This window comes from Sphingopyxis sp. KK2, assembly GCF_001990265.1.
In the GTDB taxonomy this organism is placed as follows: Bacteria; Pseudomonadota; Alphaproteobacteria; order Sphingomonadales; family Sphingomonadaceae; genus Sphingopyxis.
On record NZ_LYVN01000046.1, the window covers coordinates 1 to 20,837 of the forward strand.

The window sequence follows — 20,837 nt, forward strand, 5'->3', positions numbered from 1 at the left end:
GGAGAGGGAGACGGGCATGCGTCCCGACACCCCTCCGATCATGGTGATGGAACGACTTCGCGATTTGAAAGTTGCTGCGACGGGTTTGCGATTAACCTCGATCATCACGATTCCGCTTCCCTTGCGAGTGGTTGCCGGGCTTTCGGGATGGCCGCAGTTGAGCAGGCCCGCTCACGCATTTCGGACGAACCAGGGAACGTCAGTGATGTTAACCGATCGCTTTTTGAGAGACCGTCGCGGGGTGAGCCTCGAAGCCGGCGAGCGCGCACGCCTCGAGGCCGCCATCAGCGAAACAAAGACCGTCGACGCACGCAAGATCATCGCGCGCGCTGGCGAATGGCTCGACCAGAGCACCTTGCTCGTCGAGGGCATCATGTCGCGCTATCTCGACGACCGGAACGGTCTTCGCCAGCTCGTCGCCATCCATCTGCCGGGCGACTTCGTCGACCTCCACGCTTATCCGCTCAAGCGCCTCGATCATGACGTCGGCACGATGACGCCGGCGACGATCGCGATCGTCCCGCACGTCGAGCTCGACGCGATCACTGAGCAAATGCCCGAGCTGACGCGCAAGCTCTGGTTCGCCACGCTGCTCGACGCCGCGATCCACCGCGCCTGGCTGTTCCGGCTCGGCCGCCTCGACGCGATCGGGCGTGTCGCGCATTTCTTCTGCGAAACCAATGTTCGCCTCCTTTCGGCAGGGCTCAGCGACGGACGCCAGTTCAATCTCGGGCTGACGCAGGCCGATGTGGCCGAGATTTGCGGCCTGACGACGGTCCATGTGAACCGCGTCGTGCGCCATCTTCGCGAAGAAGGGCTCTGCATCTTCCGCAACGGCAAGGTCGAGATCCTCGATGCGCCGAAGCTCGCAAGGCGCGGCCAGTTCGATCCCTCCTATCTCTATATCGACGATCCCTCATCTCCGCCGCCCCCAGACCAAAGGCCCCGCCGATGACCGATGAAATGCCTTCGCCCCCGGTGCCCGAGACCCGGGCCGGCGTCGCCACCGCCGAGGATGGCATGGTTGTTCTCGATGGTCCCGACGGTGTCGCGGTAACGATGACCGCTGCGGCGGCGCGCGGGACCGGCGAAAGCCTGATCGAGGCGGCGGGACGCGCTGAAGAACAGGTCGCCCGCAAGCGGTCCTGAAGGGCCGGCCGCTCAGCTCCGGCGCGCGCAGGGGGTGGTGGGGCGGTCGTCGATAGGCCACAGACGGGGCGGTCGAAGCCGGAGGCGCAGCGCGCGCGGCCGGTAAACGCATTGATCGATGTTGTATCGCCGCCGTCCGCGGGAACGCGGCGGCGCGGCGGCGGGTTTTCCTTGAACGAGTGCCACGGGGCGCTGCCGATCGAGGAGATAGCCGGACGTGGAAGAGGCCGCCGGACTGATAGCGCCCGCCGCGACGATGATCGCGGCGATGATGACGGCCGCCAATCTCGGGGCGCGCATCACCGGCTGGGGCTTCGTGGTGTTCACGCTGGGCTCGCTCGCCTGGTCGGCCGTCGGGTTCAGTTCGGGCCAGACCAACCTCCTCGCGACGAACCTCTTTCTGACGCTCGTCAATCTTGTCGGCATCTGGCGCTGGCTCGGCCGCCAGCGAGAATATGAGGACGGCGCGCGGCGGGCCGCGAAACGGAGCCGGACCGCGGCTTCGCCATCGCTCTTTGCAGCGAGCGCGTTCGGCGGTCTTCCGGTGAGCGATATCCGCGGCGAAGCGATCGGCCAGGCAGTCGATGCGATGATCGAATGCGAAAGCGGATGCCTCTCCTATGTCGTCGTTGCGAGCGGCGGGATCGGGGGCATCGACGAGACGCTTCGCGCAGTGCCTGCGGCGATGCTCGACTGTCACGCGGACGGGCTGGTGCTGCTGATGAGCGCAGCCGAATATGAGAAGCGCGATGCGCTCGACGGGGCGGCTTGGCCCGCGCGTCCGCCGCGCGGACGGGAGGTCATGGGCGCTTCGGCGGGAGCCTCGGCTGCGGCAGCTGGCGAGCGGCCTCGAGACGCCGATGAGGAGACAGCTTATGTCGCGGCTCAGGGATAACGGCCTCACCCTCGTCCTGCTCCTGCTTTTCGCAGTGTCGATCGTCGGCCAGTGGGTGACCGGTTGGCACGTCGCGCTCGAAGACGCCGTGCGCCACCATCAACCGACCATGTCGCTATGGGCCTACAGCGGCAGCTCCCAGTTCCTGTCGTCGGTGTTCGAGAATTGGGAGAGCGAGTTTCTCCAGATGTCGGCCTATGTTGTGCTGACTGCGATGCTCGTTCAGCGCGGCTCCTCGGAATCGCGCGATCCGGACGCCCCGCCGCGCGACGCCGATCTTGCAGCGCAAGCGCTCAAACCAGGCGCGCCAGCGGTTCTGCGCAAGGGCCGTCTCGCCCGTGCGCTTTACGCCCGCTCGCTGGGGCTGGTGCTCGCGCTCTTCTTTCTTGCATCCTTCATCCTCCACTGGACGCAAAGCGCCCGCGCCGCCGCCGAAGAGGCGCGCGAACATGGCGAGATTGCCCTTTCCACTTTCGCATACCTCGGCGACCCCGGCCTCTGGTTCGAATCCTTCCAGAACTGGCAGAGCGAGTTTCTTTCGACCGCCGTACTCGTGCTCCTCTCGATCTTCCTTCGCCAGAAGGAGTCGCCCGAATCCAAGCCGGTCGCGGCGCCGCACGCGGAGACCGGCTCATGATGTTCGGCCTTGCTGTCCCCGATGCACGCTCGCCTTTGCGGGAGCCGCTGGGCGGCTCGGTCCGTCGATGCGGCGAACCTCTGATTTTATCCGTTCCCGCCGGAACGATCGCAGGAGGTGGGCGTCAGTCGAGTGTCGCCTCGCACGCGGGGCCGCGCTTCCCGAAAAGACGCCGGCAGGGTCGGCGTTCCCCAGATGACGCCCGGGCTGCTCCCGGGCGGGAGATGATCCATGTCCAGACATAAGACCGACTTGACCGATCCTTTGCTGCTCGCCGCCGCCGGCGCCGGCATCGCCGCGCTGGCGACGGGCGCCGCGCTCTGGCAGCGCCGCCGGCAAGCGAGGCAGGCCGGCGAATACGAGCCGATCGCGACCGACGCCCCGCACTGGACATTGGACAAGGCTTCGGACCGCGCGCTGTTCGGCAAATCCTTGCTCGTCAACCGCCCGCGCGCCGAGCTTTACGCCGCCTGGACACCCGAGCGCTTTCCCGAATTCATGGAGAATGTGGTCGCGGTCGACGATCTCGGCGACGATGTCTCGCAATGGACGATCAAGGCCCCCGCCGGGCGCGAGGTGACGCTGGTCAACCGCATCACCGAGCGCGTCCCCGACCAGTCGATCTACTGGCAAAGCACGCCCGCGTCCGACATCGCGAACAGCGGCGAGGTTCGCTTCACCGACGCGCCGGCAGGCCGCGGCACCTTTGTGAGCCTGATCCTCGCTTATGATCCGCCCGCGGGGGAGGTGGGGCGCCTCGCCGCCAAGCTACTCCAGCGCGAGCCCGAAGTGCAGGCGCGGCGCGACCTTCACCGCTTCAAGCAGCTTATGGAAACCGGCGAAGTGACGAGCAACGCCTCGCCCTCGGCACGAAGCGCCGAGAGCCCCGCCGAGCCGCATATCTGAACGCCGACCACGCAGCACAATCATATCTCAAGGAGAAGGCCATGCGCGCCGTTACCTGGCAGGGACGCCACAAGATCAGCGTCGAGACCGTCCCCGACCCCGAAATCGTCAATCCGCGCGATGCGATCATTCGCGTTACCTCGACCGCGATTTGCGGTTCGGACCTCCATCTCTACGATGGCTATATCCCGGGCATGCGCGCGGGCGACATCGTCGGGCACGAGTTCATGGGCGAGGTCGTTGAGACGGGCGCCTGCTCGACGCTGAAGCGCGGCCAGCGCGTCGTCATTCCCTTCACGATCAGCTGCGGCCAATGCTTCTTCTGCGAGAAGCAGCAATATAGCGCTTGCGACAACAGCAATCCCTCCGAGACGCGCGATGCTTCGGAGCTGATGATGGGCCACGCGATGGGCGCGGCCTTCGGCTACGCGCATCTGACCGGCGGCTATGCCGGCGGGCAGGCCGAATATGTCCGCATTCCCTATTCGGACGTCGGTCCGGTGGTCATACCCGATGATTTGGCCGACGACGATGTGCTCTTTCTCTCGGACATCCTCCCGACGGGCTGGCAGGCGGCGGTCAACGCCGACATCGAGCCCGGCGATACTGTCGCGGTGTGGGGCTGCGGTCCCGTCGGCCTGTTCACGATCCAGTCGGCGCTGCTTCTCGGCGCCGGGCGCGTGATCGCGATCGATCATTTCCCGACGCGCCTTGCGCTGGCGAAGAAATATGGTGCCGAGATCCTCGATTACACGCAGGTCGATGTTCGCGAGGCGCTCGCCGAGATGACCGGCGGCATTGGGCCCGACGCCTGCATCGACTGCGTCGGTATGGAGAGCCACGGGTTCACCGTCGACAACATCCTCGACCAGGTGAAGGTCAAGATGCTCTCGTCGACCGAGCGCATCCATGCCTTGCGGCAGGCGATCCTCGCGTGCCGCAAGGGCGGCCGGCTCTCGATCCCAGGTGTTTACGGCGGCTTCGCCGACAAATTCCCGCTCGGGCAGCTCATGGAGAAGGGACTTACGGTCAAGAGCGGCCAGACGCACGTCCAGCGCTATTCGGGCGAACTGCTTGACATGATCCGCGATGGCAAATTCGACACCGTCTCGCTGATCTCGCATCACGCGCCGCTCGAGGATGCCGCTGACATGTACCGGCACTGGCACGACGAGCAGAATCTCTACACCAAGATCGTCCTCAAGCCGGGGCTCGAAAAAGGGGCCATCACGGCCCGGCAGGAGATGGAACATGCCTGAGCGTAAACTCGCCCTCATCACCGGCGCTTCGAGCGGCATCGGCCGCGAGATTGCGATGCTCGCGGCAAAGGATGGATACGATCTCATCGTCGCGGCCGACGAGCCGCTCGTCGATGCCGCCGCGGGCCTCCTCGCCAAGGGCGTCGAGGTCGAGGCGGTCGAAGCCGATTTGGCGACCCCTGCCGGCGTCGAGCGGCTTCTTGCCGCCGCGGGCGGCAGGCCAATCGACATTCTCGTCGCGAATGCGGGCCATGGCCTCGGGCACGGTTTTCTCGACCAGCCGGTGGCCGAATGGCGGCACGTCATCGACACCAACATCACCGGCACGCTGCTGCTGCTTCAGCCGGTCCTGAAGGCGATGGTCGCGCGCGGCGAAGGCAAGGTGCTGATCACCGGCTCGATCGCCGGTCACCTCGCCGGCTCCTTTCAGGCGGTGTATAATGGCACCAAGGCGTTCGTCGACAGCTTCGCTGCCGCGATCGGCAATGAACTGAAGGACAGCGGCGTCACCATCACCTGCCTCAAGCCCGGCGCGACCGACACGCGTTTCTTCGAGCGCGCCGGCATGCTCGACACCAAGGTCGGCCAGTCGGAGAAGGACGATCCCGCCGATGTCGCGAAAACGGGCTGGGACGCGCTCCTCGCGGGCGAGCATGCTGTCGTCCACGGCCTCAAGAACAAGGCGCAGGTTCTGGCGTCGGGCGTTCTCAGCGAAGCGACCACCGCCGAAATGCACCGGAAACTCGCCGAGCCCGGCTCGGGGAAACAAGACTGATCGGGCGGATGACGCCCCTGGCCGCGAAGAGGAGACGAACATGACCGATGCCGATGACAGCAAGCGCGGAGCATCTGCCGGCGACGGGTCGCTGCCGCAGGAGCCCGTCGAACGGCGCGAGAATGTCGGGACGACGACGCCCGATCGCTATCCCGTAGCCGAGCGCGAGGCAGGCGACGTGTCGGGCGCCGCCAATCGCGGCCGGCGCCGCAGCACCGGCAGCGGTCCGGTCAGCGGAAGCGGCGCGGGCGCCGGCGGCAAGGGCAATGCCGAAGACTATGACAGCGATCCGCAGGGCGGCGGAGGGCGCGCCGCCGAACCCGACACGCCGCCGCCCGGCAAGAGGGCGGATGCGCCGGTAGGCGGAAGCCGCTAGCCGTACGAGAATACCCGGGGTGGTCGGGCCGGCGCGTTGCAATCTCGTGCTGCCGACCAACCGCTCTCTGTTTCATTCGATCCTGTAGTCGATCGGCTTGAAGCTGCCGCCGCAGCTGTCGTAGGCGGAACAGGCGGTCAGCCCGATGATGAGGTCGTCGAGCGCCCGCAGACGGATGAAGTCGCCGGCTTTCGTCGTCGGCGGGAGGACGCGGATCTTGCCGTCGCTGCCGACCGGCACATTCATAAACAGGTTGAATGCGACGGGAATGGCGTCGGCGGCAATTCCGAAGGGTTCGAGTGCTTCGGCGAGGTTACCGAAGCAGCCGCGATGAACGGGCTTGTCGGCATAGAAATGCCGGAAGGTCGCCTCGCTGCACGGCGTCAGCAGGAAATCATGCACCCCGCAGCTGTCTTCGACGATCTCGAGCAGCGCATTGGAACGGTTCGACCACAGGCGATTGCCGACCGTCAGGCGGATGCTTTCCTCATAGTCGAAGGTCCGCCCGTTCGAGATCGCCTCGCGCGGGTCGGCCGCGCTGAACGCGAGCAGATCGCTCACCTGACCGCCTTCGGGATCGGTGACACAAAGAGTGGCATCTCGCGGAAGCAGGAAGGCGGTGCCGCTGCGCGGGCTGATCCGTTGGGTCATTCAGGGTCCTTGTCTCTGGTCGCATGCCAAAACGACCGGGCGGTTTTCCCGCCCGGTCGTGTCATGACGATGACGTCGGCGCTCAGGGCGCGAGCTTGCCGAGTTCGGTGCGGTGCGCCTCGACGACGGGAACGATCTCGGCCGCGGCCTGCTTAAGCGCCACCGCCTCGCCCGAAGCGGCATAGCCCTGGTGGAGCGCAAGCGCGGCATCATGCGCCGTCTTCTGGTGGCCGAGATAGATTTTGTCGATCCCTGCCGCATCGGCGGCCTTGATGTCGGCGAGCATCTTCTCCTGGTCGGGATCGAGCTTCGGTGCCGCGACCTCGACGCCGGCGGCCTCGGCCGCCGCATTCACCTTGGCGGTCGACTTGCCATGATGATCGATCATCATTTCGGCGAACGCCCGGACCTTGGCATCATTCGACTTCGCCAGCAGCGCCTTCGAGGATTCGATCTCCCAGAGATCGCCGGCACCGGCCTTGGCGATATAGTCGGCCGTGCTTGCGGCCGGGGCGGCGGCGGGGGCAGCCGCTTCGGGCGCGGGCATGGCCGTGTCCGCCGGTGTGGCCTTCTGATCCGCTTCGGTGGTGTCGGGGCCGCCGCATCCGGCGACGAGCGCGGCAAGCGCCGCGGCTCCTATCCAATTCTTCATCTCGTCTCTCCTCGATCTGTTTTGGATCTGTCTTGGGGGGTCGTCGGACACGCCGCCTTTTGGACCGCGCGTAAGACCGGGTCGCGGCAACCGCCGCGGCCCGGTCTTTCGTGCGGGGAGGGGACCCACGATCAGCGGCTCTGTTTGCCCTGGTCCTTGCCGCCGGGCTGCTTGCCGGCGCTCGACTGGCTCTTGCCGCTGTCCTGCTGCTGCTGGCTGCCCTTGCCGGACGAGCTGCCCTGCTGCTTGCCGTCTTTCTGGTCATTCTGTGCCATGACGCATCCTTTCCATGCAGCCCGGAAACGGGCCATCTCGGAAACCCCGCGCTCCCCCTGCTTGTTGCGCCGGGATGCCGCGGGTTGATCGAAGTTATACGCTTTTGGCGGTTCGCCTCTCGCGGTGAATGCGCGGTCTTGATGGCGGCGCGGTCGGCGAAGCCCGCCGCTCGTTGCCGCCGCTGTCGCTGCCGCGGCGCGCTCAGGCGAGGCAGGCGGCGATGCCCTCGACCACCGCGATCGTTTCCTGCGGATCGCGCACCCGCACCGTGTCGATCCCGAGCAGCTTCGCCGGATAATCATTGCCGCCGGGGAAGATGGCATCGCCGATGAAGATCATCTCGCCGAGCGCGATGCCGCTCGCGGCGCTGAGCTTCTTGAGGCCATAGCCCTTGTCGACGCCCTCGCGGGTGATGTCGATCGACGTGGCGCCCCCCATATTGATCGACAGGCCGGGAAGCCGCGTGCGCAGATCCGCCTGGATGATCCGCCGTTTCGCAAAGTCGGGGTCCCAGACTTCCTTGGCGTCGATCGGCGCTTGCTGGCCGAGCGCGGAGAAAGTGATCTGGCTGCCGCGGTCCTCGATACGCTCGCCCCAGACCTCCTCGGGCACGAAACCCGTCGCTGCGAGCGACGCATCGAAGGCAGCGAGGATGCGCGCTTTCTCTTCCTCGTCGAACAGCTCGGCATACAGCGGCGTCCAGGCGCCGGCGCGGTGGACGAACAGCTTCGTGCCCGTCGTCGGCATCAGCCAGAGCTTGGCGCGATCGGCGTCTGCCGGCAGGCGGCTCGCCACCTGCTTGTCGAACTGCGGCCAGTCGCCGCCCGAAATCACCGCGACCTCGGCAACGCTCAGCAGCTTCGCGAGCGCCGCCCCCATCTCGGGCCCGAGCGGCTGCTTGCTCTCCGCCAAGGTTCCGTCGAGATCGAAGGCGATGAGTTTCTTCATGAATATCTCCTCTGTGGGCTGCCGCCGGCGCGCAGCCGGCAAAGCCTCACAATCGCCCGAAGCCGTCGAAGTTCCTTGCCGCGTTTCTCCCGGCTCCCGGTCGCGGAGAGGCACGGACGGGCATCGCGGCCCAAGGAGCGGCCGTAGTTGCCGGGAAGGAAAGGCGCCCCGGCAGCCCCCGGGACCGCTCGCCGGGCGAGGCGCAAACGCAAGGCAACGAGTTCGGCGCCGGAGGCGTTAGCGTCTCGATGACGAGGAAGACTATTCGATGACACCGCGCTGGCCTTCGGCCCTCTGGGTGGTACGCCACGGCCAGAGCGCCGGGAATGTCGCGCGCGACGCTGCCGATGCCGCAGGCGAGCTGCGCATCGCGCTCGACCACCGCGATGTCGATGTGCCGCTATCGAAGCTCGGCGAAGAGCAGTCGCGCGCGCTTGGCTCATGGTTCGCTTCCGGAGAAGAGGATGGCCGTCCCGAGATCATGCTGGCCTCGCCTTATGTTCGGGCCGTGCAGACGGCCGAGATATTTCGCGGCGCCGGAGGATGCGCCCCAGATGAGAAAATCTGCATCGACGAGCGGCTCCGCGAGAAGGAGTTCGGCATCCTCGACGGGCTGACCCGGCTCGGTATCGAGGCGGCGCACCCCGAGCAGGCGGAGTTCCGGCTCGCACTCGGCAAATTCTATCATCGCCCGCCGGGCGGCGAGAGCTGGTGCGATGTGATCCTTCGCCTCCGTTCGCTGCTCGATACCGTGTCTCTCCATTATGGCGGGCGCCGGGTGATGATCGTCGCACACCAGGTCGTGGTGCTCTGCCTCCGTACGATCATCGAGAATCTCGGCGAGGCCGAGATTCTAGCGATCGACAAGCAGGGCGACGTCGCCAACTGCGCGATCACTGAATACCGCTTCGATCCCGTTGCGGGTCGCGACGGCAATCTCGTGCTGTCCCGCTATAATGTGACCGCGCCGATGGAGGGCGAGGTTCCGGTGACCAGCGAGCCCGATGCGATGGTAGCCGCGCGTGGCTGACGTGGTGCCGCTCGATAGCGCGTGGCTCAAGGCGAACCCGCTTCCAGATCATCATGACAATGTCGACAAGAATGGGCGCGGCCGTGTGCTGGTGATCGGCGGCAGCCGCCGCGTTCCCGGCGGCATGCTGCTTACCGCCGAGGCCGCCTTTCGGGCCGGGGCGGGGAAGGTGACGATCGCGACGATCGCCTCGGCTGCGATCCCCATCGGCATTGCCTTTCCGTCGTGCGCGGTCGCCGCGCTTCCCGAGACCGAAGCGGGCGAGATTGCGCCCGAGGCGGCCGAGCTGCTGATCGCCGAAATAGCGTTGCACGATGCGATCGTCTTCGGGCCGGCGATGATCGATGCCGATATCGTCCAGACGCTGCTCGAAGCGCTGCTGCCGGAGCTGCCCGAAGACATGTTCCTGCTGCTCGACGCCTTCGCGCTCCGCGCCGCTGCGGCGCATGCCGACGCGATCCGCATGCGCTCCGCGCACACCGTCCTGACCCCGCACGTGGGCGAGCTTGCGGCGATGCTCGACGTCGAGAAAGAACTGGTGGCGTCCGACCCGCTCGCGGCGCTCGGCAAGGCCGCGGACCGGTTCGGCGCCGCGGTGATGGTGAAAGGCGCGACGAGCCATCTCATCGCCGAGGGCACATGCCTTGCCTATGCTGGCGGCGGTCTCGGGCTTGCGGTCAGCGGGTCGGGCGACGTGCTGGCGGGCCTGATCGCCGGGCTCGGCGCGCAGGGCCTCACGCCGCTCGAAGCCTCGGCATGGGGCATCTGGCTGCACGGCGAGGCGGGACGCCGCCTCGGCGAAACCATGGGGCCGCTCGGCTATCTCGCGCGCGAACTGCTGCCGCTAATCCCGGGACTGATGCGCGGTGTTTGAGCTGGATCTCCTCGATCCCGACCTGCTCTGGCCGATCCTCGGTGCGGTGCTCGCGAGCGCGATCATCGGCGGCGAGCGCGAATATCGCGCGAGCCCCGCCGGGCTACGCACCCATATTCTCGTTGCCTTGTCCTGCTGCCTGCTGATGCTCTCGGCGGTGCACCAGATGGAGTGGCTGACCGATACGCCCACCGAGGTCGTTCGTATCGACCCCGTCCGCATGGCGCACGGCGTGCTCACCGGCATCGGCTTCCTGTGTGGCGGGGTCATTTTCCGCGAAGGGCTCAATGTTCGCGGCCTCACCACCGCGGCGTCGCTCTGGATGACCGCGACGCTCGGCATATTGTTCGGCGTCGGTTTCTACGAGCTCGCGATCTTCGGGGGCGTCGCGACCTTCCTCGTGCTCGCCGCGGTAACCTGGACCGAGCGCCACGCGCCACAGCGACGCATTGCGCATGTGACGCTCGATTATGCGCCGGGGACCAGCATCGCCGCGAGCGAGGTGACGGCCTTGCTCGCAGCACAGGGGCTGAAGGCGATCACGGTCGAGCAGCGCAGCAGCGGCGGCGCCCCGGGGTTCACCGCCATCGCCGCGGGCTATGACGAGAACTGCGCTGACGCGCTCGCCGCCGTGCTCACCGCCGACGTGCGCGTCGCTTCTTACGATATCAGGCCGCAACAGGGATGAAGGCGGCCGGCGACGGAGCGCCGGGAGGCGGCGCAGCAGGGCCGGTACCGGCGCGCGCGCCGGAGCGCGAGCGCGAGGATGCGCCCGATTGCGATGCGATCGTGGTCGGCGCAGGGCCCGCGGGTCTTACAGCAGCGCTCTATCTGGCGCGCTATCGCCGCCGCGTCCGCGTGCTGCACGACGGCCGCTCGCGGGCGCTCGGCGCCCCCATGGCGTGGAACGTGCCGGGCTTTCCCGAAGGAATATCGGGCGCCGACCTCGTCGCGCGGCTGACCGTTCAGGCCGAGCGCTACGGCGCGGTGATCGAGGTCGGGCGCGTCGAGCGTCTGTCGGGTGCCGGGGACGGCGATAAGTTCACGGCCGAGATCGAGGGCGGCGGCCGCATTTCGGCGCGCGGTCTGATCCTCGCGACGGGCGTCGTCACCAACGAGGCGGTCGTCGAGGCTGAAGAGCATGACGCGGCGGTGCGAAGCGGGGCGCTCCGCTATTGTCCTATCTGCGACGGCTTTGAGCATCGGGGGCGCAGGATCGCGGTGCTGGGATCCGATCTCCACGGCGCCGCCGAGGCGATGTTCCTCCGCCAATATACCGACGACGTCACGCTAATCCCCAAATGGCAGGTCGCCCTGACCGAGGGACAGCGCGCCGAGCTCGAGGCAAGCGACGTCCGGATCGAGGACCGCCAGCTGCTTCGCCTCGTCCACCGCGAAGGACGGATCGAGGTGCAGCTCGCGGGCGCGCAGGCGCCGCTCGTCTTCGACACGCTTTATCCCGCGCTCGGGTCCGAGCCGCGGAGCGAACTGCTGGCGGGGCTGGGGCTCGAAGGCGACGCCAATCGCTGCCTTCCCGCCGACGCCTTTGCCGAGCCGCTCATGCCCGGCGTCTATGGGGCCGGCGATGTTCTCGCGGGCCTCGACCAGATCAGCACCGCGACGGGACATGGCGCGGCGGCGGCGACGCGGCTGCACAACTGGCTGCGCGCGCGCGAAGGCCATGTGATGGCCGATCAGCATTGACCGGCCTGGAATTCGCATACCGGCTTGGCTGGCGAGGCAGCGTGCGCTCCGTCCGGTCAGGTTTGTTGCTTCCGGACGCCCTTGCGCGGCCTGGAGTTGATCTCGATCATAACGATTAAGCGGCTTGGACCGGGGAAATATGCTAATCGAGACTCGGCTGCGGCTCCACCCAGATCGGCTTCTCGTGGTTCCGGCACAATGCCGCAGTCCCATCCGTTACATACGGCCTGCCGATCGATCCCTTACCGAGAGCTAGGTCGCGCCTGCTCCCGACACGACAGGAGCATCTATGCGTCCTTTTCATCTCCTGTTGTTCACCGACGACAGCGCGGCGCCGCGCCGCATCGATTTCCAGGCGGACGATCCCTATCAGGCGTTTCAGGCGGCGCTGAACGAGCGCGGCTGCTGCGAGGTCGAGCTTTGGGATGGCGACCGCCTGCTCGTGCGGATGAGCAAGACCGAGATCAATCTCTGGAAACTTCACGGCACGCCCGCCAAGGCTCACGGGCCGACGGTTAACCCCTTGCCGCCCGGCGCTAACGCCTCTTTGCCGTCCGGTGCCGCAGCCGCCTGAGCCAGGTCTCCCATGCGTCGCGGACCGCGCGAGGAGCGTCATTCGTCGGGCTCGCCGTCTCGCCTCTCAGGTAGGCGTCTGGTTCTGGTCGGTGCAAAGGCCGAGACAGGCATCGACAAGCGCAGTCATGAGCACGGGCTTGGAGAAGAAGAAGCTGCCGTCGACCTGGCGCGTCGTCAGCGGCACATTTGCCGAGGCATAGACGACGCCTCCGGCGGGATGGCCGCGCCGATATTCCTCGGCAAGCGACCAGCCGTCGAGTGCGCCGCCGAGGCGGATATCCGTCACCAGCACCTGCGGCAGCGCTTCGGCGATCAGCAGCAGCGCATGTTCGGCCGATTCCGCCTCGCGCACCGTAAATCCTGCCGTCTCAAGCGCCTCGACGATGTCGATGCGTACGAGCCATTCATCCTCTGCGACGAGGGCGGTGCAGCGCGCGGGAGCATTCATATTCGGTCCGGTGATGGCGGTGGCCCTGTGTCATGGATCGGATGGGAGCGGACGCTCGGCAACTGGCAGGGCGCTTGGCAGTGTCGGCGGAACGCATCAAGCGTTCAAGGGTTTCTTGTCCGGCCGTAATTCTCGATTCGGGATAGTGGGGGCAGGGGCAGTTATCGATGCAGGACGAAGATGTGATCGACGCCGAGAATGAAGGTCGCGGCACATCCGCGGCTGCGGTCGAAAGCGGTGCGCATCTCGCGGCGCTTGTGGAAGGGTCCGACGATGCGATTATCAGCAAGGGGCTCGACAGCGTCATCACCAGCTGGAACCCGGCGGCCGAGAGGCTGTTCGGCTACTCGGCAAGCGAGATCGTCGGGCAGTCGATCCTGAAGCTGATTCCCGAGGACAGGCACTCCGAGGAAAGTGCGATCATCGAGCGCGTCAAGGCGGGGGAGCGGGTCAAGCATTTCGAGACCGTGCGCCGCCGCAAGGACGGAAGCCTTGTCGATCTCTCGATCACCGTCTCCCCGGTACGGCGCGCCGACGGCACGATCATCGGGGCCTCCAAGATCGCGCGCGACATCACCGAGCGCAAGGCGGTCGAGGCGCAGCTCGCGCGCCAGGCCGAGCACCTCGCCCAGCTCAACCGCGTCGCGCAGATCGTCTCGCAGGATCTCGATCTCGAACGCATCGTCGAAGCGGTAACCGAGATCGCCACCGAACTCAGCGGCGCGCGCTTCGGGGCTTTCTTCTACAATGTTCTCGATGATGCGGGCGAAAGCTATCTGCTCTTCTCGCTTTCGGGTGCGCCGCGCGAAGCGTTCGAGCGCTTCGGCATGCCGCGCAACACCGCGGTATTCGATCCGACCTTTCGCGGCGAAGGGACCATTCGTTCCGACGATATTCGCTGCGATCCGCGCTATGGCCACAGCGCTCCGCATTTTGGAATGCCCGAGGGTCATCTGCCGGTCGTCAGCTATCTCGCGGTTCCCGTCGTCTCGCGCTCGGGCGCGGTGCATGGAGGCCTCTTCTTCGGCCATGAGGAGCCCGGCATCTTCAACGCCGAGGTCGAGGCGCTGGTCGAGGCGGTCGCGGCGCAGGCGGCGGTTGCCATGGATAATGCCCATCTCCACGAGGCGGCGCGCTTCGAGATTGCGGCGCGCGGGAAGGCCGAGGAAGAGCTCCGCCTTACCCTTGCCGAAATGCGCCACCGCGTGAAGAACACCCTCGCCATGGTACAGGCGATCGCCTCGCAGACCTTCCGCGAGACGCCGCCCGCCGAACGCCAGTCGTTCGAGGCCCGCGTGCGCGCTCTCTCGGATGCGCACGATCTGCTCACCGAGCGCCACTGGGGCACCGTGTCGGCCGGCGAAATGATCGAGCGCGCGCTCCATGCCTTCGACAAGATGAAGCCGGGACGCATCAGCCTCGCGGGAGACGATGCCGAAGTCCCGGCGTCGCGCGCACTGCTGCTGGCGATGGCGCTCCATGAGCTTGGAACCAATGCCGTCAAATATGGCGCACTTTCCGGCGATCTCGGTTCCGTCGATGTCCGCTGGGACATCGCAGAGGAGGACGGCCGCGACCGGCTACGCCTCCACTGGTGCGAACAGGGAGGGCCGCCGGTCGCGCCGCCGACCCGGACGGGCTTCGGCACGCGCATGCTCGAGCGCGCACTTCGCGCACAGGGCGGGACCGCGAACATCGAATTCGATCCCAGGGGCGTGCGATGCTCGCTCGATCTGCCGGCCTGACAGAATCCGGTGCGAGGTGACCGGGATGGAGTGTGATTGGGGACCTTCGGCGCAGTGCGGTTCCAGCTGGCTGGCCGGGCATCCTGGATTGGGGTAAGGCGTCGCAATGGCGGGCATCGGATCACGTATCGACGAGTCGGGAACCTTGCTTCGTGTGGCAGGGGGCTTCGCCCTTCGCCGCGACGTTGGCGGTCGCTGGCAGCTCGACCTTCGCCGGACTCCCGTCGATCATGTCGAGAAGCGCGTCCGTATCACCGGAGTGCTCGTCGGCGACGATCTGGTCGAGGTCGACGGGGTGGCGCCGGAAATCATCCTTACCCCCGAAAGCTCCGGGATGGACGAGGCCGCCCAGCCGCTCGACTGATTGCGATGGGCTGTGCGCCGACGCAGTGCGTCGATCGAGCCCTTGGATTACCGACCTGCTTGTCGGCCGAGCCCTCTCATTTTTGCGTGGGGGTCCGCCGGGAACGAAGCGGCGCGGCGCCGGTTGAAATGGAATGAACCACAGCATCGCCACACCCGCACCCGCCGCCGATCCCTCGCGCGCGATCGTCCTGCTTTGCGCCCTCGCTCAGATCGCCGCTGCTTTCCTGCCCGCGATCGGGATCGGCACGCCCGTTGGTGAGCGATCGGACGTCGTCCAGACACTGATCACGCCCGCGGGCTGGGCCTTTTCGATGTGGGGGGCGCTCTATTTCGGATCGCTGGTGTTCGCTGCTCTGCAATTCACCGCCGCCGGACGCGCCAGCACGCTTTTCGCGGCGCTTCGCTGGCCCGCTGCTGGCGCCTTTCTCGGCAATGCCCTGTGGGCGATGTGGGTGCAGTTGAACGACATCGACATCGTTTCGACGATCATCATCTTCGGTTCGCTGATTTCGATCCTGGTCGCCTATCGCCGGATCGCCGACTGGCCTGCGGGGTTCACCGCGGTCGAACGCTGGGGGGCGGTCCTTCCGCTATCGGCGCTCGCGGCCTGGTTGACCGCGGCATCGATCGTGAACGTCGCTGCGACCCTGCGTTTCTATGGCGTGAATGCCGAACCGGAAGCTGCGCCACTGATTTCGGCCGCGGTCGTCGTGGTCGGCGGCGTGATTGCGGCGGTGGCTTTGGCGCGCGGCAAGGGCAATCCGCCCTTTGCGCTGGTCTTTCTCTGGGCACTCGCCGCCATATATGCAGCCGGCGGCCAGCAGGCTTCCGCGGTCGCCGCGGCAGCCGGCATCGCTGCTGTTCTCGTGCTCCTCGGCCTGTACCTTGGATGGCGCGACGGGGGCGGACGCCATTGGTCGGGCGGCGCGCGGGCGTAACTTTCGCCAGCTTTCGACATTCGCCGGGACGTCCGCACGATCTTCGATCCTGACCGCGATCCCGTTCCGCGCTTGAGGCGTCTGCCGGGGCGAGGCACCGGCGCAACGGGCTGCGCCCGTCCTCCACTGCCGTTGCGGCCCTGCGGGTGCGCCGGTGCCTGACGGCGCCCCGGCTCCCTCCCTGCGCCGCGGGACGGGCTCGCGGACACAGGCAGGAGACAGATCATGGGAGCTATCGGCTTCGTTAGCGGCACGATCGAGAAGGGGTTTGTTGGCGAGCTTCGTACCCTATCGATCCGGGTACCGATCGAAATCCGCTGCAATCGCGGCAAGGGCAGCGACGTGCAGCCCGACTACCGTGTCTATTCCGATGACGTGGAGATCGGCGCGGGCTGGGTGCGTCTCGCTGCGGTGTCCGAGCGGCGCTATGTCTCGCTCGCACTCGAAGCCCCTGAATTCGGGCAGCGGCGGCTCTATGCGAACCTCGCGCGCGCGGCGGGGCAGGACAATCCCGACGCCTATGCCTTGCTCTGGAACCCCGCCGATTGAGGCGGAACCGAAAAGTCACGGCTTATCCCCGCATTGGCTGCAATATGCTGGTGCGCGGATGCTGCCGCCTTGATAGGGTGACGACGATGAAAAGCGGTATCGACCATCTTCCTCCCCACAAGCAGCGCGAACTCGAGCGTGTGGTGCAGATTGTCTTCGAAGAATTCGAGGATGCGCTGGCGCTCGCAACGCAGGGCTGGAAGAAGAAGGGGCGGATTTCGAAGATCATTCTTTACGGCAGCTATGCGCGCGGCGGTTGGGTCGACGAGCCGCACACCGCGAAGGGCTACCAGTCGGACTATGATCTGCTGATCATCGTCAACGACAAGCGGCTGACCGATCGCGCCGATTATTGGTCGAAGCTCGACGACCGGCTCATTCGCGAACTGTCGGTGACGAAGACGCTGCGCACTCCGGTGAACTTCATCGTTCACAGCCTCGACGAGGTGAACGGCGGGCTTCGCGAGGGGCGCTATTTCTTCATGGACGTCGCGCGCGACGGGATCGCGCTGTACGAGGCTGAGGACAGTGAACTCGCCGAGCCGCAGCCGAAGACGCCGCATGCGGCGCTTGAGATGGCGCGGGAGTATTTTGATGAATGGTTGCCGAGCGCCGGCGAATTTAGCGGTTCGGCGGAATACGCTGTTCAAAAGGGATGGCTTAAAAAGGCAGCCTCCGACTTTCATCAAGCCACCGAGCGCCTCTATCATTGCGTATTGCTGGTTTGCACGTTCTACACGCCACATGTCCACAATTTGGCCTTCTTGCGAACCCAAGCCGAACGCGTCGACGGACGGCTGATTGATGCATGGCCGCGTGAGACGAAAGCCGAGCGCGCGCGCTTCGAGAAGCTGAAGGAAGCCTACATCAAGGCCCGCTATTCGAAGCATTACAGCATTTCCGAGGAAGAGCTTGCCTGGCTGGGCGAACGCGTGGCCGCATTGCGCCCGATGTCGGCCGTTGCCGCCGACACTGACTGGCGCCGAAAGCAGACGTTTGCTTTGCCGACGATCTCTGAGCGCAACGCACCTCAAGCCACTCCTTACTTGTTGAAGACAGCGACCTTAATAACTTCCGTCAGCTTTCGTTTGCTGAAAGTGTGAGTTAGGAGAAGGACTGGGTTGGGGTGTCAAACTTGGAGGTGCTGACTTGAAGGTGTTCGATGGCGACAACCCTTGTCGAATATTGAGCTTAGACGGTGGCGGCGCCAAGGGCTTCTAGCCGTCAGAACTTAAAGACGGCTTTCCACCCCAAAGCAGTAGCAAGCGGCCTACGCGTCCATCACCGCTTCATGCACTGCCGCGCATCGTCGCGCTTATATTCGGTGCAATTCCACAGCGCCTTTTCGAACCCCGCCTTGTCGTCGCGCAGGTAGGAGAAGGTCATCGCCGAACGCTGCATGTCGCTCATCGCTTCGCTCTCGGGCTTGAGCGTCGGGTTGGTCCAGCCCATGAACTTGCAATATTCGCGCGTGCCGCAGAGGCGCAGCGCGAGGGTGACAAAGCTTTCGGGGGTCGCCTTGCGGTCGAGGGTGATCGTGATCGTCTCGCGTCCGCCCGAGGTCACCTGGCCCGGGATCGCGCCGCCGGTGATGCGCGGCTCGCCGACCGCCGCTTCGGTCTCGGCGGTCGCGAGGTCGGTCGCGGCGCCGCCGATATGGAGCGGCGAGAGGCCCGCCATCTTGGCGACCGGTGCCTCGACGCCCGCGACATTGCCGCGGAAGGCGCCGGGGGTGCCCCAATAGCCCGGCCAGCGGAAGAAGAGGTGGGTGTCGACGATCGCGATCTTTTCGAGGCTGTCGCTCCAATAGGGGCGCACCCAGTCGGTGTGGTAATGCGTCGCGAGCCCGACGCGCGGGTCGACGCCGCCCGACAGGATGATTTCGGCATTCACCTGCGCGCGCGTCCAGGCGGCGGCCGAATAGCGGCGCGCGAGCGCCCCGTCGCAGGTGAAGGTGAACTGGCAGCCGGTGACGCGTTCGGAGCCCTGGAAGACGACGTTGCAGATCGATTTGGGGAAGGCGGGGTGGCGGACGCGGTTGATGATGACCTGACCCACCGCGCGCTGGCCGCCGCTGTCGTCGCCCGCCTCATAGAGCATTGCGGCGGCGAGGCAGTCGCGCGCGCGCCCGCGATTGTCGGCGTCGCCGCCATAGACGAAGGGTCGCGCTGCGACGAAGCCCTTGGTCACCAGCGGGATCTTCTCGTTCGCGGCGCGGGCGTCATCGACGGTAACCGGCGCGAGCTCCATCGGCAGCACTTCGGGCACGCTGCTCGCTGGCGGCGCGACCGGCGGGATGCGCACGCTGACGCTCGCCGGGCCGCCGAGGCTGCTCGCATAGAGCACGCCGACGATCGCCGCGACCGCGAGCAGCGCGAACAGCCATGCCGACCGGTCGCGCCACAGCGGCGTCGTCGATTTGGGCGCCTGTGACGCCATGGCGGGAACTCAGATTTCCGGGAGGAAGTCGGGGACCGAGAGGTAGCGCTCGCCGGTGTCGTAGTTGAAGCCGAGGACGCGGCTGCCCGCGGGCAGTTCGGCGAGCTTCTGCGCGATCGCGGCGAGGGTGGCGCCCGACGAGATACCGACGAGCATGCCTTCCTCAGTCGCGGCGCGGCGCGCGAAATCCTTCGCATCGGCGGCATCGACCTTGATCACGCCGTCGAGCAGGTCGGTGTGCAGGTTGCGCGGGATGAAACCGGCGCCGATGCCCTGGATCGGATGCGGCGCGGGCTGGCCGCCCGAAATGACGGGCGAGGCGAGCGGTTCGACCGCGAAGACCTTGAGGTTCGGCCAATGGCCTTTCAGGAACTGCGCGGTGCCGGTGATATGGCCGCCGGTGCCGACCCCGGTGATCAGCGCGTCGATCGGCGTGTCGGCGAAATCGGCGAGGATTTCGGGGCCGGTGGTGCGGACATGGACGTCGATATTGGCTTCATTTTCGAACTGCTGCGGCATCCAGGCGCCGGGCGTGGTCTCGACGAGTTCGATCGCGCGCTCGATCGCGCCCTTCATGCCCTTTTCGCGCGGTGTCAGGTCGAAGGTCGCGCCATAGGCCAGCATCAGCCGGCGGCGTTCGAGCGACATGCTTTCGGGCATGACGAGGACGAGCTTGTAGCCCTTGACCGCGGCCGCCATCGCGAGGCCGATGCCGGTGTTGCCCGACGTCGGCTCGACGATGGTGCCGCCGGTCTTGAGGCTGCCGTCGCGTTCGGCCGCCTCGATCATCGCGAGGCCGATGCGATCCTTGATCGACCCGCCCGGGTTGCTGCGTTCCGACTTCACCCAGACTTCGGCGTCGGGGAACAGCTTGGCGACCCGGATATGCGGGGTGTTGCCGATGGTATCGAGGATCGAATTGGCTTTCATGGTCGGTAAGCACTTTCCTTGAAGTCGAAGCGCGGGTCGCGGCGGACCCGGTTGGGCCAGTCGCCCGCCCGGACCCACAGCTTTTCATCGGCCAGGTCGGGCACGGGCGCGGGTTGTAACGAGGCCAGCAGATATAGTCCATAAGGCCAATCGGCGACCCCCGAATCGGCGTTGATATGGCCGAAGGGGCCGGCGTTGACGAAGCGTGCGTCCCACTGCCGCGACAGGCGCCAGACGTGCGAGGTCTTGGCATAGCTGTCATTGTCGCTGGCGACGACGATGATCGGCGTGCGCGAGGTGAAGGCGGGGGCGTCGGTGAAGCCGGCGACGCGGCTGTCGCGGCGCAGGTCGCCGAGGTCGGGCGGCGCGACGAGCAGCGCGCCGGCGACGCGAGCGCGGGCGACGCCGCCGGCATGCGCGAACCAATGGGCAAAGGCGTGGCAGCCGAGGCTGTGCGCAGCAATGAGCACGGGCTCGTCCTCGGCGGCGATCGCGTCGGCGATCCGGTCGACCCACTCGTCCTTGTCGGGGCTCGACCAGTTGCCGAGATCGATTCGCTCGCAGTCGGCGAATTTATGCTCCCACAGGCTCTGCCAGTGGCGCGGGCCGCTGTTGTCGAGGCCGGGGATCGTCAGAATCTTGTGGCGGATCAGGCTGTTCTGCATGTCGGGATCTCCATCGGGGGAAGGAAGGAAACCGCGGTGACGGGTGCAG

General features: G+C 66.5%; 26 protein-coding genes. 18 read left to right on the forward strand and 8 right to left on the reverse strand.

Annotated elements, in window-relative coordinates:
• Positions 1-205: 205 nt before the first annotated feature.
• The 8 genes from B1A78_RS09785 (at position 206) to B1A78_RS09820 (ending at position 5,997) form a co-directional block, all read left to right on the forward strand.
• Positions 206-955, forward strand: a complete 750-nt coding sequence (locus tag B1A78_RS09785) for a Crp/Fnr family transcriptional regulator (protein ID WP_077146787.1) — start codon at positions 206-208, stop codon at positions 953-955.
• Positions 952-1,149, forward strand: coding sequence for a hypothetical protein (locus B1A78_RS09790; protein WP_256837622.1), 198 nt, complete (start codon positions 952-954; stop codon positions 1,147-1,149). Before B1A78_RS09785 ends, B1A78_RS09790 begins: the two co-directional genes overlap by 4 nt.
• A 217-nt stretch (positions 1,150-1,366) precedes the next feature.
• The gene (locus B1A78_RS09795) at positions 1,367-2,044 is read left to right on the forward strand and encodes a PRC-barrel domain-containing protein (RefSeq protein WP_077146788.1); all 678 of its coding nucleotides are present in this window, start codon (positions 1,367-1,369) and stop codon (positions 2,042-2,044) included.
• Positions 2,025-2,681, forward strand: coding sequence for a DUF6766 family protein (locus B1A78_RS09800; protein WP_077146789.1), 657 nt, complete (start codon positions 2,025-2,027; stop codon positions 2,679-2,681). Before B1A78_RS09795 ends, B1A78_RS09800 begins: the two co-directional genes overlap by 20 nt.
• A gap of 231 nt (positions 2,682-2,912) precedes the next feature.
• Positions 2,913-3,587 carry an SRPBCC family protein gene (locus B1A78_RS09805; RefSeq protein WP_144037758.1) on the forward strand — a complete coding sequence of 225 codons (675 nt, stop codon included), beginning with the start codon at positions 2,913-2,915 and terminating at the stop codon, positions 3,585-3,587.
• A gap of 41 nt (positions 3,588-3,628) precedes the next feature.
• Positions 3,629-4,846: a zinc-dependent alcohol dehydrogenase gene (locus B1A78_RS09810; protein WP_077146790.1), complete on the forward strand. Its 1,218-nt coding sequence runs from the start codon at positions 3,629-3,631 to the stop codon at positions 4,844-4,846.
• Positions 4,839-5,621 (forward strand): SDR family oxidoreductase, encoded by a 783-nt coding sequence (locus tag B1A78_RS09815; protein WP_077146791.1) that lies wholly within the window; start codon positions 4,839-4,841, stop codon positions 5,619-5,621. Before B1A78_RS09810 ends, B1A78_RS09815 begins: the two co-directional genes overlap by 8 nt.
• A gap of 40 nt (positions 5,622-5,661) precedes the next feature.
• The gene (locus B1A78_RS09820; RefSeq protein WP_077146792.1) at positions 5,662-5,997 is read left to right on the forward strand and encodes a hypothetical protein; all 336 of its coding nucleotides are present in this window, start codon (positions 5,662-5,664) and stop codon (positions 5,995-5,997) included.
• A gap of 72 nt (positions 5,998-6,069) precedes the next feature.
• On the opposite strand, the gene B1A78_RS09825 is transcribed toward B1A78_RS09820, so the two are convergent.
• The 4 genes from B1A78_RS09825 to B1A78_RS09835 form a co-directional block, all read right to left on the reverse strand.
• On the reverse strand, positions 6,070-6,648 hold the full coding sequence (locus B1A78_RS09825) for a DUF1989 domain-containing protein (protein ID WP_077146793.1): 579 nt from the start codon (positions 6,646-6,648) through the stop codon (positions 6,070-6,072).
• 82 nt (positions 6,649-6,730) lie between these two features.
• Positions 6,731-7,300 (reverse strand): DUF4142 domain-containing protein, encoded by a 570-nt coding sequence (locus tag B1A78_RS09830; RefSeq protein WP_256837630.1) that lies wholly within the window; start codon positions 7,298-7,300, stop codon positions 6,731-6,733.
• 131 nt (positions 7,301-7,431) lie between these two features.
• A complete protein-coding gene (locus B1A78_RS22630; RefSeq protein ID WP_179102020.1) occupies positions 7,432-7,575 on the reverse strand; it encodes a hypothetical protein in 144 nt (47 codons plus the stop codon).
• 202 nt (positions 7,576-7,777) lie between these two features.
• Positions 7,778-8,524 (reverse strand): HAD-IIB family hydrolase, encoded by a 747-nt coding sequence (locus B1A78_RS09835; protein WP_077146794.1) that lies wholly within the window; start codon positions 8,522-8,524, stop codon positions 7,778-7,780.
• A gap of 268 nt (positions 8,525-8,792) precedes the next feature.
• Here B1A78_RS09835 and B1A78_RS09840 point away from each other — a divergent pair, with 268 nt between their 5' ends.
• The 5 genes from B1A78_RS09840 (at position 8,793) to B1A78_RS09860 (ending at position 12,706) form a co-directional block, all read left to right on the forward strand.
• A complete protein-coding gene (locus B1A78_RS09840; protein ID WP_077146795.1) occupies positions 8,793-9,554 on the forward strand; it encodes a histidine phosphatase family protein in 762 nt (253 codons plus the stop codon).
• Positions 9,547-10,428: an NAD(P)H-hydrate dehydratase gene (locus B1A78_RS09845; protein ID WP_077146796.1), complete on the forward strand. Its 882-nt coding sequence runs from the start codon at positions 9,547-9,549 to the stop codon at positions 10,426-10,428. The genes B1A78_RS09840 and B1A78_RS09845 overlap by 8 nt, the downstream gene beginning before the upstream one ends.
• A complete protein-coding gene (locus B1A78_RS09850) occupies positions 10,421-11,116 on the forward strand; it encodes an MgtC/SapB family protein (protein WP_077146797.1) in 696 nt (231 codons plus the stop codon). The genes B1A78_RS09845 and B1A78_RS09850 overlap by 8 nt, the downstream gene beginning before the upstream one ends.
• Positions 11,113-12,132, forward strand: coding sequence for an NAD(P)/FAD-dependent oxidoreductase (locus tag B1A78_RS09855; RefSeq protein ID WP_083734025.1), 1,020 nt, complete (start codon positions 11,113-11,115; stop codon positions 12,130-12,132). Before B1A78_RS09850 ends, B1A78_RS09855 begins: the two co-directional genes overlap by 4 nt.
• A gap of 310 nt (positions 12,133-12,442) precedes the next feature.
• A complete protein-coding gene (locus B1A78_RS09860; RefSeq protein WP_077146798.1) occupies positions 12,443-12,706 on the forward strand; it encodes a hypothetical protein in 264 nt (87 codons plus the stop codon).
• A 66-nt stretch (positions 12,707-12,772) separates the two neighbouring features.
• On the opposite strand, the gene B1A78_RS09865 is transcribed toward B1A78_RS09860, so the two are convergent.
• Complete coding sequence (locus tag B1A78_RS09865) at positions 12,773-13,156, reverse strand: response regulator (RefSeq protein ID WP_077146799.1); 384 nt, start codon at positions 13,154-13,156, stop codon at positions 12,773-12,775.
• Between the two features lie 167 nt (positions 13,157-13,323).
• Between B1A78_RS09865 and B1A78_RS09870 the strand changes: the two genes are divergently transcribed.
• From B1A78_RS09870 to B1A78_RS09890, 5 genes are all read left to right on the forward strand, one after another.
• Positions 13,324-14,901 carry a PAS domain S-box protein gene (locus B1A78_RS09870; RefSeq protein ID WP_077146800.1) on the forward strand — a complete coding sequence of 526 codons (1,578 nt, stop codon included), beginning with the start codon at positions 13,324-13,326 and terminating at the stop codon, positions 14,899-14,901.
• Positions 14,902-15,007: 106 nt separating this feature from the next.
• Positions 15,008-15,265 carry a DUF5818 domain-containing protein gene (locus tag B1A78_RS09875; protein ID WP_077146801.1) on the forward strand — a complete coding sequence of 86 codons (258 nt, stop codon included), beginning with the start codon at positions 15,008-15,010 and terminating at the stop codon, positions 15,263-15,265.
• A 133-nt stretch (positions 15,266-15,398) separates the two neighbouring features.
• Positions 15,399-16,205 (forward strand): hypothetical protein, encoded by an 807-nt coding sequence (locus B1A78_RS09880; RefSeq protein ID WP_077146802.1) that lies wholly within the window; start codon positions 15,399-15,401, stop codon positions 16,203-16,205.
• 225 nt (positions 16,206-16,430) lie between these two features.
• The gene (locus B1A78_RS09885; protein WP_077146803.1) at positions 16,431-16,754 is read left to right on the forward strand and encodes a DUF736 family protein; all 324 of its coding nucleotides are present in this window, start codon (positions 16,431-16,433) and stop codon (positions 16,752-16,754) included.
• A gap of 86 nt (positions 16,755-16,840) precedes the next feature.
• The gene (locus B1A78_RS09890) at positions 16,841-17,857 is read left to right on the forward strand and encodes a nucleotidyltransferase and HEPN domain-containing protein (RefSeq protein ID WP_083734033.1); all 1,017 of its coding nucleotides are present in this window, start codon (positions 16,841-16,843) and stop codon (positions 17,855-17,857) included.
• A 178-nt stretch (positions 17,858-18,035) separates the two neighbouring features.
• On the opposite strand, the gene B1A78_RS09895 is transcribed toward B1A78_RS09890, so the two are convergent.
• From B1A78_RS09895 to B1A78_RS09905, 3 genes are read right to left on the reverse strand one after another with little or no spacing between them, the layout of a single operon-like run.
• Complete coding sequence (locus tag B1A78_RS09895; protein ID WP_077146804.1) at positions 18,036-19,193, reverse strand: cell wall hydrolase; 1,158 nt, start codon at positions 19,191-19,193, stop codon at positions 18,036-18,038.
• A 9-nt stretch (positions 19,194-19,202) separates the two neighbouring features.
• Positions 19,203-20,123 carry a cysteine synthase A gene (gene cysK, locus B1A78_RS09900; RefSeq protein WP_077146805.1) on the reverse strand — a complete coding sequence of 307 codons (921 nt, stop codon included), beginning with the start codon at positions 20,121-20,123 and terminating at the stop codon, positions 19,203-19,205.
• Complete coding sequence (locus tag B1A78_RS09905; RefSeq protein WP_077146806.1) at positions 20,120-20,788, reverse strand: alpha/beta hydrolase; 669 nt, start codon at positions 20,786-20,788, stop codon at positions 20,120-20,122. Before B1A78_RS09905 ends, cysK begins: the two co-directional genes overlap by 4 nt.
• Between the last annotated feature and the right edge of the window lie 49 nt (positions 20,789-20,837).

What these genes read in the sequence shown, in the direction of transcription:
- B1A78_RS09785 (WP_077146787.1), top strand. Translation starts at nt 206, where the DNA reads ATGTTAACCGATCGCTTTTTGAGAGACCGTCGCGGGGTGAGCCTCGAA.
- B1A78_RS09790 (WP_256837622.1), top strand. Translation starts at nt 952, where the DNA reads ATGACCGATGAAATGCCTTCGCCCCCGGTGCCCGAGACCCGGGCCGGC.
- B1A78_RS09800 (WP_077146789.1), top strand. Translation starts at nt 2,025, where the DNA reads ATGTCGCGGCTCAGGGATAACGGCCTCACCCTCGTCCTGCTCCTGCTT.
- B1A78_RS09805 (WP_144037758.1), top strand. Translation starts at nt 2,913, where the DNA reads ATGTCCAGACATAAGACCGACTTGACCGATCCTTTGCTGCTCGCCGCC.
- B1A78_RS09810 (WP_077146790.1), top strand. Translation starts at nt 3,629, where the DNA reads ATGCGCGCCGTTACCTGGCAGGGACGCCACAAGATCAGCGTCGAGACC.
- B1A78_RS09815 (WP_077146791.1), top strand. Translation starts at nt 4,839, where the DNA reads ATGCCTGAGCGTAAACTCGCCCTCATCACCGGCGCTTCGAGCGGCATC.
- B1A78_RS09820 (WP_077146792.1), top strand. Translation starts at nt 5,662, where the DNA reads ATGACCGATGCCGATGACAGCAAGCGCGGAGCATCTGCCGGCGACGGG.
- B1A78_RS09825 (WP_077146793.1), bottom strand. Translation starts at nt 6,648, where the DNA reads ATGACCCAACGGATCAGCCCGCGCAGCGGCACCGCCTTCCTGCTTCCG.
- B1A78_RS09830 (WP_256837630.1), bottom strand. Translation starts at nt 7,300, where the DNA reads ATGAAGAATTGGATAGGAGCCGCGGCGCTTGCCGCGCTCGTCGCCGGA.
- B1A78_RS22630 (WP_179102020.1), bottom strand. Translation starts at nt 7,575, where the DNA reads ATGGCACAGAATGACCAGAAAGACGGCAAGCAGCAGGGCAGCTCGTCC.
- B1A78_RS09835 (WP_077146794.1), bottom strand. Translation starts at nt 8,524, where the DNA reads ATGAAGAAACTCATCGCCTTCGATCTCGACGGAACCTTGGCGGAGAGC.
- B1A78_RS09840 (WP_077146795.1), top strand. Translation starts at nt 8,793, where the DNA reads ATGACACCGCGCTGGCCTTCGGCCCTCTGGGTGGTACGCCACGGCCAG.
- B1A78_RS09855 (WP_083734025.1), top strand. Translation starts at nt 11,113, where the DNA reads ATGAAGGCGGCCGGCGACGGAGCGCCGGGAGGCGGCGCAGCAGGGCCG.
- B1A78_RS09865 (WP_077146799.1), bottom strand. Translation starts at nt 13,156, where the DNA reads ATGAATGCTCCCGCGCGCTGCACCGCCCTCGTCGCAGAGGATGAATGG.
- B1A78_RS09870 (WP_077146800.1), top strand. Translation starts at nt 13,324, where the DNA reads ATGCAGGACGAAGATGTGATCGACGCCGAGAATGAAGGTCGCGGCACA.
- B1A78_RS09875 (WP_077146801.1), top strand. Translation starts at nt 15,008, where the DNA reads ATGGCGGGCATCGGATCACGTATCGACGAGTCGGGAACCTTGCTTCGT.
- B1A78_RS09880 (WP_077146802.1), top strand. Translation starts at nt 15,399, where the DNA reads ATGAACCACAGCATCGCCACACCCGCACCCGCCGCCGATCCCTCGCGC.
- B1A78_RS09885 (WP_077146803.1), top strand. Translation starts at nt 16,431, where the DNA reads ATGGGAGCTATCGGCTTCGTTAGCGGCACGATCGAGAAGGGGTTTGTT.
- B1A78_RS09890 (WP_083734033.1), top strand. Translation starts at nt 16,841, where the DNA reads ATGAAAAGCGGTATCGACCATCTTCCTCCCCACAAGCAGCGCGAACTC.
- B1A78_RS09895 (WP_077146804.1), bottom strand. Translation starts at nt 19,193, where the DNA reads ATGGCGTCACAGGCGCCCAAATCGACGACGCCGCTGTGGCGCGACCGG.
- cysK (WP_077146805.1), bottom strand. Translation starts at nt 20,123, where the DNA reads ATGAAAGCCAATTCGATCCTCGATACCATCGGCAACACCCCGCATATC.
- B1A78_RS09905 (WP_077146806.1), bottom strand. Translation starts at nt 20,788, where the DNA reads ATGCAGAACAGCCTGATCCGCCACAAGATTCTGACGATCCCCGGCCTC.